The organism is Catenulispora subtropica, from assembly GCF_039531675.1.
Lineage (GTDB): Bacteria > Actinomycetota > Actinomycetes > Streptomycetales > Catenulisporaceae > Catenulispora > Catenulispora subtropica.
Genome location: NZ_BAAAQM010000090.1, coordinates 15,802 through 28,716 on the forward strand (window position 1 = coordinate 15,802; position 12,915 = coordinate 28,716).

General features: G+C 64.9%; 8 protein-coding genes and 3 pseudogenes. 3 read left to right on the plus strand and 8 right to left on the minus strand.

What is annotated here, in order from left to right; translation table 11 throughout:
- Together ABD466_RS42380 and ABD466_RS42385 are read right to left on the minus strand one after the other, a co-directional pair.
- On the minus strand, positions 1 to 3,036 hold the full coding sequence (locus ABD466_RS42380) for a DEAD/DEAH box helicase family protein (protein ID WP_344662974.1): 3,036 nt from the start codon (positions 3,034 to 3,036) through the stop codon (positions 1 to 3).
- Positions 3,036 to 4,205, minus strand: a complete 1,170-nt coding sequence (locus ABD466_RS42385) for a sigma-70 family RNA polymerase sigma factor (RefSeq protein ID WP_344662975.1) — start codon at positions 4,203 to 4,205, stop codon at positions 3,036 to 3,038. Before ABD466_RS42385 ends, ABD466_RS42380 begins: the two co-directional genes overlap by 1 nt.
- A 968-nt stretch (positions 4,206 to 5,173) precedes the next feature.
- Here ABD466_RS42385 and ABD466_RS42390 point away from each other — a divergent pair.
- The 3 genes and pseudogenes from ABD466_RS42390 (at position 5,174) to ABD466_RS44630 (ending at position 10,371) form a co-directional block, all read left to right on the plus strand.
- Positions 5,174 to 6,181 (plus strand): annotated as a pseudogene (locus ABD466_RS42390) (IS5 family transposase).
- Positions 6,182 to 7,033: 852 nt separating this feature from the next.
- A pseudogene (locus ABD466_RS44625) lies at positions 7,034 to 8,574 on the plus strand (nSTAND1 domain-containing NTPase); the annotation flags it as partial.
- A gap of 90 nt (positions 8,575 to 8,664) precedes the next feature.
- Entirely contained in the window at positions 8,665 to 10,371 is a 1,707-nt protein-coding gene (locus tag ABD466_RS44630; RefSeq protein ID WP_486334159.1) for a WD40 domain-containing protein, read from the plus strand.
- A 7-nt stretch (positions 10,372 to 10,378) separates the two neighbouring features.
- Here the strand turns inward: ABD466_RS44630 and ABD466_RS42400 are convergent, their stop codons facing one another.
- The 6 genes and pseudogenes from ABD466_RS42400 to ABD466_RS42425 all read right to left on the minus strand — a co-directional run.
- Positions 10,379 to 10,678 carry an NIPSNAP family protein gene (locus ABD466_RS42400; RefSeq protein ID WP_344662976.1) on the minus strand — a complete coding sequence of 100 codons (300 nt, stop codon included), beginning with the start codon at positions 10,676 to 10,678 and terminating at the stop codon, positions 10,379 to 10,381.
- Positions 10,679 to 10,760: 82 nt separating this feature from the next.
- Positions 10,761 to 10,973 (minus strand): site-specific integrase, encoded by a 213-nt coding sequence (locus ABD466_RS42405; RefSeq protein WP_344662977.1) that lies wholly within the window; start codon positions 10,971 to 10,973, stop codon positions 10,761 to 10,763.
- Between the two features lie 555 nt (positions 10,974 to 11,528).
- Positions 11,529 to 12,041: a hypothetical protein gene (locus ABD466_RS42410; RefSeq protein ID WP_344662978.1), complete on the minus strand. Its 513-nt coding sequence runs from the start codon at positions 12,039 to 12,041 to the stop codon at positions 11,529 to 11,531.
- Positions 12,042 to 12,196: 155 nt separating this feature from the next.
- Positions 12,197 to 12,364, minus strand: a pseudogene (locus ABD466_RS42415) (helix-turn-helix transcriptional regulator); the annotation flags it as partial.
- A gap of 57 nt (positions 12,365 to 12,421) precedes the next feature.
- On the minus strand, positions 12,422 to 12,592 hold the full coding sequence (locus tag ABD466_RS42420; protein WP_344662979.1) for a hypothetical protein: 171 nt from the start codon (positions 12,590 to 12,592) through the stop codon (positions 12,422 to 12,424).
- 34 nt (positions 12,593 to 12,626) lie between these two features.
- On the minus strand, positions 12,627 to 12,915 hold a 289-nt coding region (locus tag ABD466_RS42425), incomplete at its 5' end, for a hypothetical protein (RefSeq protein ID WP_344662980.1).

Consider the following 12,915-nt stretch of genomic DNA (forward strand, 5'->3'; position numbering starts at 1 on the left):
CTAGTCGTCAGTGATCGGGACGGACGTCTCGACGTCGCGCAACGATCGCATTGGCTGGCGTGTCAGGAGCTGGTTCGGCCATTTCGCGCCGTAACCGGGATTGCTTAGGCGGGCGAAGTAGACTTCCAGTTGGGCATCGACATCGTCGCGCGCGAGGTGAGCGTCCGGGGGAAGGCCGAGTGCGCCTGCACAGGCGTCTGTTTCGGCCTTGGGAGAGATGGCACCCATCGCGAAGTAGCGTCGCAGGTGATCGACCATGGTGAGCCGCTCTCCGGGCGATGCAGGCTCGTGTACGAATAGGCGGCGTGCCTCGATGGCGGCGGGCAGCGTCAGCTCCAGGACGCGACGACTGGTGCGCGTGACCGGGATTGGCTCGACGAACCGGTCGCCCTGCTCGATGAAGGGCGCGAAGTGGGCGAACGTGCTCGCATCGCGCTCCCGGCCGACCTTGAGCACCACGTAGACCAGTCCGGGGTAGGTGCGTCCGACCCGTGCCGTTGTCTGGATGAATTCGGCGGTCGTCAGCGGCATGCCGAGTACCGTCATGATATTGAGTCGATCGAGGTCCACTCCGTGGGACATCATCGACGACGCGGTGACCACGTGGACACGGTCGTCGAAGTTGGTCTCGGGATGCGTCAGCCTCTCCAGCGCCGTCTTGACGTCCTCGAAGAGACTTCCGCCAGTGAGTTGGACGCTATTGAGCGGCGACACCGGTACCTGTGTCCCCAATGAGCGCTGCGCGGCTTCGACGTCGCGAAGTGTTGTGCCGTAGACCACGTTGGTGCCGTACAGATCGATCAGACGCTGGGCGTGACTGACATCGACGCCGATCTCCGAGCAGATACCGGCAGGATCCTCACGAAGGCGCCGGATCGACTGCTGGACGATCGTTGTCGTGCGGTCGGATACCCACTCCAGGGTCACTCCGCGAGGCCACACCGCGACGAAGCGACGGAGAAGGTCTTCGGTCTCCTCACTCCAGAACGACTCACCGGCCGATGGACCGGGCTGTGGAAAGACACGTCCCGCGCGCTGGTACAGCACCTCGGCTTGACGTTCGAATCCAGTCAGGGTCGCTGACGAGGCGATGATCTTCGCGGAGCTGCCAGCCAGGGTCGATTGCAGTGTGTCCAATAGCGACTCGTAATGAGAATCGACAGCCCCGAGGGAATCACGGAGCAGATGCAACTCGTCCTGCAGCCGGTAGCTTGGCGCGAAGTCACCTCGGGATTTGGGCGTCAGAAGCCTCACGCCCGCTTTGCAGTCCGGGACCAAACAGCCATTCGGACGCTTGGAACGTCTGGCGTAGGTAAAACCATGGCCGGGTCGTTCGCACTCTCCGGCGGGACCGTCGACGAACGCGCGCATTCCCCCTTGCATCGCGATCAAGGCCGCCTTGTCGAGTGTTCCGATCACTACCGGAGGCAGGAATCGATAGATCTCTTGGTCGACGACGTACACCGGCAGCGGTTCGCCGGACGAGGGACAGTCCTGGGCGTCGCACAGGTGGCACAGCCGCCATTTGGCGCGGTCGAACTTCATGCGAAGCCGATCCGATCCGCAGAATGGGCATGCGATCAGCACTTGGTATTTGGCTGGCATGGCCGGGTCCTCGACGTTGACCTCGTTCTGGTCATTTGGGAAGACAGGGATCTCATTAGGGGTCGAGCTGCGACCGACGAAGTAGCCAAGCCCGATCTGGTCGCCTCCGATGGCGTGCTTTCGCCGTACCAGCTCAGCAGCTCCGAGAGCGTTGGCGAATCGCTGGGTCTGCTGCAGGGACAGCAACCGGAGCGGGAACCGGCTCCACGCGGTTATTCCAGCTCGTTTTCCGCGAAGCCGGTCGTAGAAGACGGCGAGAACTAGTAGTCCTAAATAGACCTCGGTCTTGCCACCGCCCGTTGCGAACCAAATGGTCTCGACTGTTGGCCACTCTGCGCCATCCTTAAGTAGACCGGGGAGTGTCGCGACGATGAATCCGATCTGGAAAGGACGCCAGCGATCGACCCGCCCGCGGCCGGCGTGAGCCATGCTCTCGTTCATGAGGGCGAATGCCCGCATCAGCAGGGGTTCGTTCTTGAGCGTACGTACCCCGTGCCGTAGCCGATCCAGTTCGTCTCGATGCTCACCCGCGGCGGCTGCCGCATCGGTGATCATCTGGGCGGTCCAGCCCTCAAGGGTGGCTCTCTGTTGCAGCCGATCTTCCGACCAATGCTTGTTGCCCCAACCAGCGTAGGCGTCGACAAGTTCGGTCAGGGTCGCGACCGGCTGTGCGGCCAGCCGTTCGAATGTTAGGTCGAGGCAGTCGGTCGAGGTGGCGCCGAACGCGTACTGTGGGCGGCGCCGATCGACGACGATTGTGTCCGTGGTGGAGAGGTTGCCGATGTCGTCGCGGATGACGCCGCAGTTGATTCCTAGAGCTGGCATGCGACGGTCGTATCGAAAGCTGTCGGGAAGCGCTTCTAGGACGAACGGTTTCGTCTGCAACCCGCTTACGGCAATTGAACTCTCGAACAGATAACCCTGCCCCTTCGGAGAGGTCGGGGTAGATGTGTTGACAAGCTGGATTATGAGTTCAGGTTCCCCATCGCGCCAGCTCTCGTCGGTCACCTGGATCTCCGCACGCAAATGAGGTAAGCCCGCACCGGCGAAAGCCCGTTCCAGCGCGTCCGCGCCGACAGCTAGGCCAGCGGCGCCGGCTTCGACAGTCGTCGGCACGGGCACCGAGATCGTATCGCTCTTCTCCCACCTGCCGTCGTCTAGCCGTGTCCAAGCACACGCCTCGATCGTGGCAATGAATGACCAAGGGGCAGGCGTGGAGGGGCGTACTCTGAGGCCGATCGCGCACGGGTCCATGCGTCCCCGTCGGTCGACACCATCCTGTGCAGGAGCGAACGGCGCTAGCTTGCCAAGCCAGAAGACCGTGGAGGGGTCCATGTCGGAGGTGGACAACCCGTCGCCCCGTCCCCCGATCATGACTTGCTGGTCGAGCCAACTGACGTAGCGCGCGTAGACCTGCTGCTCGTCCGACACTAGACTTCACCTTCCGACAGATAGTCACGTACGAGCGCAACGAGCTCGGTGTCCATTCGCAATACGTCAAGAGCCTTCTTCTCGAGCTGCCTGATCCTCTCTCTGGTGACACCCCAGATCTCACCAATGGCCTCAAGCGTCATCTCCTCGCCTGTCTCCAAACCGAAGCGCAGCCGCAAGATATGAGCTGACCGTTGGTCGAGTTTGTTGGTAAGGCGCACAGCTATCTGCTCGGCCAACATCCGAAGCATGACCTGCCGCTCAGGACTCGGCTCGACTTCCGAGAGAACGAGTTCGCCAAGAGTGGAACCCACCTCGATGCCGGAGTCGACGACCTTGTCCAGCCTGGCGACGGGCATGCTCCAGTCGATGAGGGCCTTGACGTGGCCAATCTCCATCGAGAGTCCCTCAGCCAGGTCGACGAGGTCCGGAGGACGGCTGTTGCGGATCTCGAACTCGCGGGCATATGACTCGAGACGGCGAACCTGTTCGACGACATGCACGGGAAGCCGGATGAGTGTGTCCTCGTTCGCGATCGCGCGGGTGATGGACTGTCGGATCCACCAGGTCGCGTAGGTCGAGAACTTGTATCCCAGGGATGGATCGAACTTCTCCGCCGCTCGGATCACGCCCAGAACGCCGGCCTGAAACACGTCTTGTTGAGTCATGGTCGCTGCGTGGCCCATGTGACGGATGGCGATGCTGTTGACGAGTCGCGTGTTGCTGACGACGAACTCATTTCGCGCGGCGATACCGTCCGAGATCAGCGCGCCAGCATCCGGTGTCTGCTTCGAGCCCGGGCACTCGGCCGCCGCGGCGGCTGCCTTCTGTCCGAGCTGTATTCGATGCCCAAGCGACGACTCTTCCGCCGGCGTCAAGATCCCGTGGTTGAACAGTTTGTCCGGCATTACCGCGTCGGTCGAGGTCGTGACGTTGTCTGTCTCGCTCGGACCGCTGATGTCGCCCTGGCCGTCGAGATCAGGTCTCGGAGCTGTACTGGTAGGAAGCAGGGCAAGAGCTTCGAGCTCGCGAACGACCTTCACGACCTCGTGTGGTTCGAGGCCGCGTCGCGACGCCACAGTGTGAACGTGCTCGCGCGTCAAGGAGCCGATCCGTTCGAAGTCCTCGACAAGGGCCGCGACGCAGCCCGCTACAGCCGCTTCCTCCACCGCATAGCCTCCCCTCGCCTCGCGACCTGCGCTCAAGACGCCCACGCGGTCACGTAGTCGCGTGGCTACGGAGAGGATCGCAGAAGTCGAATTCTCTTACAAGGGGAACAGCGATTTGCGGTCATTCCGCTCAATAATTGGTGAGGAGAAACTCTTTGCTACCAATAGGCGAACTTCGTCTCGAGTGTCGCGTTCCTTGACGAAGGGTATGGCGATCGATATGTTGAAGTAGCCGAAGGCGGTACACCGCCGCACGGTCGCACCCGAGAACGATGCGGTCGCACGGGGCGGGTGTCGATCGCCGCGGGCTGTGCGCCGTGCTTCGGAACTGTGAGCTCGCTCAAGTTTGGGGGACGTGCCACCTCAACGGTCGGTGCCGTTCCAGAGCCTGACTGAATACCCCGGGTTCTGAGGCCTCGTTCTCGGCCCAGCAGCTCCTCTGCCCAGGTCGAGGGACTTGCCTGCCTTCACCTCGCGCCAGCCTCCGACTGATGTGATGACCCCCGTCGGCTTCTTCGGCCGGCGCTACGCGCGCAGTCTGGAGGCCGTGCGCTCTCGAGAAGAGCTGCAGGACTAGAACCTTGCGGAATCCGGATTCCGGCCTGCCGGTGAGCGTGCTGCCGGCGATGATGACCGCGATGGGCCCGAGTTCCATGTTCGCGACTTGAGATCACCCCCTTCGGCGAACGGCACGCCGGAGTCATTCGCGAATTGCGATGCCACCACCTTCGTAAACAGTCTCACTGCGGTCGTGTGTGACCTTGGCGATTCTGATGACCCTATTTGACGCAGTCGGTTACACACCGTCTCCGCCAGATCGGCAAGGCGCGAATCGATGCGGCCTGGCAGTGGCGTCACAGTCCAAGCGATCATGGCAGCCCACTAGGAACTGTTCGGGGTTCGGATCTCGGTGAGGTTCGGTGTTGGGCTGGCGGTGGCTGGTAGAACTCGGACGTGGCGCGTTTGATGTGACGGATGCCGAGTGGGCGTTGATCGAGCCTCAGCTGCCGGTGGCTGCTACCGGGCCGTTGCCGCGGCGTATGCGGGAGCAGTTCAACGGGATCTTGTGGCGGTTCCGTACCGGCCCTGGCTGGCGTGACGTGCCGGAACGCTACGGATCCTGGTCAACGCTCTACGATCGGTTCAGTGCATGGTCCAAGGCCGGTGTGTTCCAGCATCTGATGGACGCGCTGATCGCCGAGGCCGCCTCCCGGGGACAGGTCGGGCTGGAGTTGGTCAGCGTCGATTCCACGATCGTCCGGGCTCACCACCAGTCAGCCGGTCTGGCGATCGCCGGGGAGACCCTGGACGCGTTGGAACAGGCTCTGACCGAGGAAAAGGGGGCTCCGCTGGACGATCAGCCGCCGGTGCTGAGGGTGGTACGTCGCAGGGCACGCCTGGTACGGACGACCAGGACGCGTCGCCGGGTACGGATCGTGCCGCCGCACGGCGACGCCGCAAAGCCCGCGCCGCCGCTGCCAGCCTCGGCCGGTCCCGAGGCGGGCTGAGCAGCAAGGTCCACGCAGCGGTCGACGCCGCCGGGCTGCCGCTGGCGTTCGTGCTGACCCCCGGGCAGGCTGCTGACTGCCGGCAGTTCATCCCGGTCCTGGACAAGATCCGGGTTCCTGGACCGGTCGGCCGGCCGCGCACCCGCCCGGACGCGGTGGCTGCCGACAAGGCCTACTCCTCCAAAGCCAACCGGTCCTACCTGCGTCAGCGCCGGATCACTGCGGTCATCCCCGGAGAAGACCGATCAGCAGGCCAACCGGAAGAAGAAGGGCTCAGCCGGCGGCCGGCCGGTCACCTTCGACCCGGACCGCTACAAGCAGCGCAACACTGTCGAACGCTGCTTCCAGAAGATCAAGACATGGCGGGGCCCGGCCACCCGCTACGACAAGTCCCCGGAGAGCTACGAGGCTGGACTCCACCTCCGAGGCTCGATCATGTGGCTGAAACTCCTCACCTCAACCGCATGATCCGAACCCCGAACAGTTCCTAGTCGGAGGGCGGGCTGGCATCCCGTTCTCTTGTCGTCCGTCTCGGCTGGGCGCGATTCGTCTCGGTTGCTATGGCGGCCTGGTGGTCGCGTCTTCGATTTTTCGCCATGCCGGAGCGCATTTATGCAGGTCAGAGCCTAATCAGGCCTCGTTTATACGAGTCCCCTTGGCTCCACGATCAGGGTTTTGACGAACCCTTCGAACGTGTGGTAACGGCCCTGACCTGGCTGGTCAGGGCCGCTTTTCGTATTTCTGGGTGTTCGAATGCGGTCTCGCCAAAATTCGCTTTTGATCATGGTTTCGCGGTGTTTGTGGCGAATACGTGGTGAAATTTGGGGCCGTCAGGGGTCCGGCTCGGGGTCGGATTCGGGGTCCGGCGCGGTCCACTTCAGCGCGGACGAACAGGCGGCCATCCCTGGCGGTACCGATGCTCAAGCGCCGTGCCAAGAGTGAGAGCCGTCCGGTCCCAGCTTGCCCAGAACGTGTCGTCCCCCTGCGCACATGTCGACGGTTAAGCCTACGAGCTGTAGTCCGGTCGATCCCCGTCGATCTTCCGTAACGAGGCAAGTACTTCCTTGTTCGAACCCTGATCGTTACTGTAAGCGTGACCAGTGTTGCGGGGCGTGGTGGGAGGCGATTGTGCGGCGGGGGCGGGCCGCGATCCTGTTGCAGCTGGCCGTGCTGATGTCGGCGAGTCTGCTGGAGGTCGCAGCGAACTCTGCCGCCAGTGATCTGCAGTCTAGATCGGTCAGACTTCTGGTTCACGTGGCCCTGCCGGCCGTGGTCGTGCTGCTGCTGATGCTCGTCGTGGGCAACGTCCTGGTGTTCCGGATGCAGAATCCGCGTTCGGATCGTCCGGCCTGGGATCCACAGCGGGCGCCCTATCCGGGTCTGTCGGCGTTCGGTGAGGAGGACGCCCCAGCGTATTTCGGTCGTGACGCGCAGATCGCGGAGCTGATCCGGCGGCTGCACGTGGTGGACGCCAGTGCGGCCGACCGGTTCGTTTGTGTGACCGGCGCGTCCGGCAGTGGAAAATCCTCGCTGGTTCACGCTGGGGTGATCCCGCGCTTGCGCTCGCGCCGGTGGAGCGTGCTGCCCGTGGTCATCCCGGCGGAGAACCGCTTACTCGCCTGGCTGCCGCGTTCGCCGCGCACACCGTTGCGGACCCCGCAGTGTTGAGCGAGCGGCTCCGTAGCGAGGATTTCACGCCGTTGGCCGCGCCGAGCGGCCGGTTTACCCGGGTGTTGTTGGTGCTCGATCAGCTTGAAGAGCTGGTGACGCTCTCGGGACCAGCGGAGCGCGAGCTCTTCCTTGGTGCGTTGGCGCGGGCGCTGGCGGCCGATCGGCGGCTGTGGGTGCTTGCGACGCTGCGGGTGGAGTTTCTCCCGGAACTGCTTGGCACAGGGCAGGCAGGCTTGTTCGCCGCACCGGTCGCCCTCGGGGCGCTGCGCCCGGCCGAGTTGGTCGCCGTCATCGAGCGGCCGGCCGCGCTGGCGGGAATGGCGCTGGAGGCAGGGCTAGTGGCGGACGTAGTGGAGGACACTGCCACAGTCGATGCCCTGCCACTGCTGGCCTATCTGCTGCAGGAGCTGTATCTGGCGGCGGGTTCTGGCGGGGTGGCCAGTCGTGAGGCGTACCGGACCCTGGGCGGCGTGGCCGGTGCTCTGGCACGGCAGGCCGACAGTGTGTTCACGGAACTGATCGTGGTGTACGACGCGGACACCGTACTGCGTACCCTGCTGCGGCTGGTGGGCATGGACGGTGCCGAGCCGACGAGACGGCGGGTACTGGTGTCGGATCTGTCCGGCATCGAGCGGGTGGTCGTCGCGGCGTTCACCGATGCCCGCCTGTTGGTGACCGACACCGTCGACGGGATGCCGAGCGTGCAGGCTGCGCATGAGGCGCTGTTTCGTCAATGGCCCCCGCTGCGCCAGCTGGTGGCCGCACGCAGCGAGCAATTGCGCAGCCGTGGTGAGCTGGAGCGCTGGACCGGGGACTGGGTGCGCTCCGGGCGCAGCACGGACTATCTCCTCACGGGTGAACGTCTGGCCCTGGCGCTGGCCTGGCTGGAGTCGCTGGTCGAAGCCGGACAGGCCAGCGAGGAGATCAAGGCGTTCGTCGCGCTCTCACGCAGCCGGGACCGGGCGTTCCTGGAGCGGGTTTCGGCCGCGATCGGTAAGTACGTGCTGGCGAACGTCGCTCAGAACCCCGAGTTCGCGATCCTGCTGACGACGGCCGCGCTCACCGAGTGCCCGCCGACCGGGCTCGCCCGCCGCGCGCTGATGGCCTCGCTGACCGAGAGCCACCTCGAACTCGCGCTGGTCGGGCATACGGCCACAGTGCGCTCGGTCGCCTGGTCGCCAGACACCCGCCAGATTGTCACCGCGTCACGCGACGGGACCGCGCGAATCTGGGATGCGGCCACCGGCACCACCAAACACGTGTTGCGCGGGCACGAGGGAATGGTCGAGGGCGCAGCGTGGTCTCCTGACTCTCGTCTGGTGGCGACAGCCTCCCGGGATTGCACGGTCCGGATCTGGGACGCCGCCACCGGCGCTTGCGCCACCGTGCTGGCCGGCTTTGGGGACTTTGCTCGTGGTGTGGCGTTCTCGCCTGACGGTGCGCGACTGGCGGCGGCATCACGAGACAGGCTCGTCCGCGTGTTCGACACGGTGAGCTGGGAGCAGACAGCCGCATTGACCGGCCATGGCAACGACGTGTGGGGCGTGGCCTGGTCGCCCGACAGTTCTCGCCTGGCCAGCGCTTCACACGACAAATCCGTGATTATCTGGGATGTGGTGAGCGCAGAGATAGTTCTGCGGTTGGACAAGCATACGAATTTCGTCGAAGGGGTGGCCTTCTCGCCGGACAGTACCCAGCTGGCCACCGCAAGCGGGGACAACAGGGTCCGCATCTGGGACGTTACCGACGGTCGGCTCGTGCGGTCCATCCCAGGTAACCGCGACCCGATCTGGTCGGTCGCCTTCTCCCCGGACGGTCGCTCCATCGCCTACGCCTCAGGAAACCGAACCGGCCGGATCTGGGGCATCGAGCATGACGAGCAACTGGCAGAGCTGCGCGGCCATACCGACGTAGTGTGGTCCATCGGCTGGAGCCCAGACGGAACGCGGCTGCTCACCGGCTCGGATGACGCCACCGCCCGCGTCTGGACGGCGACTGCCCGCGGCGCCGAACAGCAACTCCTGTCCGGCCACGTGGCCAGTGTCAAAGCCATCGCCGTCAGCCCTGACGGTGCCAACGCCGCCTCCGGCTCCCACGACGGTCCACTCCGTCTGTGGGATACCGCAACCGGCACCTCGCTTGCAGTTCTGACCGGGCACGAAGGCGCAGTCAACGCGGTCGCTTGGTCACCGGACGGCGAAGCGATAGCCAGTTGCGGCAACGACAACACCATCCGCCTGTGGCGCCCGCACGAGCAGACACACCGCGTCCTGCTCAACGGGGAGATCGAGGTGGAGGCGCTCTCCTGGGCGCCGGATGGAGTGCGTCTCGCCGCCGGGGGCCGCGACAACCACATCAGCATCCTGGACGCCCGCGCTGAGCACGAAGAAGCGCCCAGGCTGCTGACGGGTCATACCGACTGGGTAGGTGCGCTCTGCTGGTCGCCCAGCGGCCGATGGATAGCCTCCGGCTCGGACGACCGCACGGCTCGGATCTGGGACGCCGAAACGGGCACCGCCGTGCACGAACTCACCGGACACCAGAACTGGGTGGACGGCGTCGCCTGGTCACCCGACGAAACGCTGCTGGCCACGTGCAGTGGAGACTGGACTATCCGTATCTGGGACACCGCATCTGGCCAGATCCTGCACAAGCTCAGCGGCCACGAACGCCGCGTACGCGCCATCGCATGGTCCCCGGACGGCACTCTCTTGGCGAGCGTCTCCGACGATCACACCGTACGCACCTGGAACCCGCACGACGGCACCGAGCGCGAGGTCATCGGCGTGCACGCCGATCGCGTGAACACGGTCGCCTGGCTTCCAGACGGCCTGCGCGTGATCACTGGCTCGACCGACACCACGATCCGCATCTGGTCCGCCAACCTCGACACCGACGCACTGATCCGCACGGCCCGCCGCCGCGTGGCCCGATCTCTGACGGCCGAGGAACGCAGCGCCCACCTGTTGCCCGAGCGGGTGCTGTGAACACCCACTACAACGCGTCCTCCACTACCCGTACCTCTTCGTCCACCAGGTACTGCGAGGGATCCAGCCCCATCGCCTCGCGTTCTGGCGAAGCCCAGTACGCGGCGTTGCGTTCCTCGAACGTCTCAGGACCCTCGTAGGAGATCACCCAGGTGTGCTGCGAGCGTTCCCGATCCATCCACGCCCCGTGGACCTTGAACCCGAACTCTCGGCGCAGCGGAACCACCAGGTCCCGCCAGTGCATCACCCATTCATCCAGCTTCTCGGGTCGCACCGTGTAGGTTCGCAACTGCACCGTCCGTGGCATCGAGGCCTCCATCCGTGGCGAATTGTGTCCTCTTCCACCACCAAGTCTCCCAGGACCGATGCTGCCAGTCGTCCGGCTCGGTTCATTCCAGCGCTGCCTCGATGCGCTTACAGGCGAGATCTTCTTGGCCGTCGATGCACTTGGCGTATGTGCTGAGAAGCATTTCAACGCTGTTGCCGGCCCACTCAGCGACCTGGGGTGGGGCGACACCTGCGTTCAGCCAGGTGGATAGGCAGGCGTGGCGCAGGTCGTACGGGCGCTTGGCCAGCGGCGACTCGCACTGAACAGGGCTCAAGACGGCCCTTCGTGTCCGGGACCAGACGCTGGCGAACGTGGCGTAGCGCACCGGACCGCCGTCGGCACGGACGAACAGGCGGCCGTCCTCGGCGGTGCCAAACTCGTCGATGTGGGCGCGGAGGTGGGCGACAAGCTGTGGACACGCTGGGACTGGCCGGCTTTCGTTCCTGGCGCGGTGCTTGAGCGCCTTGCGCGGGCTGTCCTCGCCTTCGTTGGTCCAGATCGGAGCGGCGAAGGGTGTCGAGCCTGCGAGGCAAAGCGCACCCCAGGCGCCACGCCTGGTCGGAAGGGTGCAGTCCTGGATCCGTAGGCGAGGGCCTCGCTAGGGCGCAGTCCGGCGTAAAGAGGGTCGCGAAGAAGCCCACATGCCGTGGTCCGGTCGGTGCCTGTTTGTCGACCCCGCGGATCAGCGCACGGGCCTGGTGAGGGTTGACGACGCATCGGCGGTCGACGGTGGTGACCTTGCGGGGCGGGGTCGTGCAGATCCGCTCGAGCGGGTTACCGGTCAGCCGGCCGAGCTCGATGCCGTACTTGATCGTCCCGGACAGGGCCTTCATCTTGTTGCGGTAGGTCTTCGCCGCGAACTGCTTGCCTGTGTAGTGCGTGGTGGTGCTGTTGTACGCAAGACGAGCGACCTTCGGTCTGCCAGGGCGGACAGCGGAAGGGAGTGCTTCTCGATCCACGCAATCGCCTCGGTGACCTCGTCGCAAGGCTTTGCGGCTGCACGAGCGGTCTTGTTGAAAGACCACCCGGCCAGAGCGCGGAACCCGACGCTGTACTCGGGCGCCCCGTCGTGATCGTCGATGAGGGCCAGAGCCACTGTGGCCAGCGCGGTCGCCAGTGTTCGGCGGGACCCGGGCTCGAGCGCGGGCCACTTCATGTCCATGAACTCGATCGCGTGCGCGTAGAAGCTCACGCTGGTGAGGCGGTGGCGCACCTCGGACTCGGGAAGTCCGGTCTCATCGCAGAACGGCTCGCCCCGGCGCTGCGCCGCGACGAGTTCCGACCGCCGGCTCTCAGCCAGCGCCTTGACGGGGAACGTCTTCGGGAAGTCGTTGCCCGCCACACTCCATCTGAGCGTGTAAGTGGTCCGCTTCGTCCCTCGGTAGGTCCTGATCTCCCAGACACGAACGTTATGGCTGTACACGTAGATCTCCTTGCGGTGGTGATGGGACCGGCCCTGCGTGCGGCTGCAGGGCCGGTCCGGGTTGTGCAGATGAGCTACCGACGCGCTTCTTCGCAGGAAGCGATGAACGCGGTCAGCACGGAGCGGCGGATGCGGACGGTGCCGTTGGGCAGGCGAAGGCTGGCCGGGCCTTTGCGGTGTGCGCGCCAGCGGTAGAAGGTGGCGCGTGCAATTCCGAGTTCCTCGCAGACCTCGAGGATGGTGAGGAGTTCATCTCGCGCTGTTGATCGGGCTTCATCGCTCGGTGCGTGGAAGCGAGGTCATTGGGCGGTGTCATCGCGGTCCTCCAGCTGGTTGGCGACGTGCTGATGTTCTTCGTCCCAGCGCAACGGCTGGAATGTGCCCACTGTGAAACCGGATAATTCTCTGATTTCCGGCACTTGAACGCTGATCGTAGGTTCGGCCACGGCGGGTCCAGTCGTGGCGCGCATACGATCTCTTTGGGCGATCACTTCGTAACCCCTGTCACGCTTGAACTGCTGGGTGGCGCATCGCGACGGCTGGCCTCTGCCTGTAGACGGCTCCCAGTCCGTGGGTGCAGAGCTCTTCGACCATGTCGAAGGTGGCTGTGGTGCCGACCGCCGTTTTGATCTCGTCCCAGAGTTCACCTTGTGCGGACACGAGCAGGTGGCCGTCGGGTCGAAGGAGCGCACAAGCCACCTCGAACGCAGTTGCGAACCGCTCTCGGGCCTCCTCGGCGTCGGCGGCCTGGCCGGGCGTGAGCACGAACGCCAGCGGTCGGCAGCGCTCGTCC

Coding starts and splice junctions, on each gene's coding strand:
- ABD466_RS42400 (WP_344662976.1), bottom strand. CDS start 10,678: ATGCCACGGACGGTGCAGTTGCGAACCTACACGGTGCGACCCGAGAAG.
- ABD466_RS44630 (WP_486334159.1), top strand. CDS start 8,665: ATGGTCGAGGGCGCAGCGTGGTCTCCTGACTCTCGTCTGGTGGCGACA.
- ABD466_RS42420 (WP_344662979.1), bottom strand. CDS start 12,592: ATGCGCGCCACGACTGGACCCGCCGTGGCCGAACCTACGATCAGCGTT.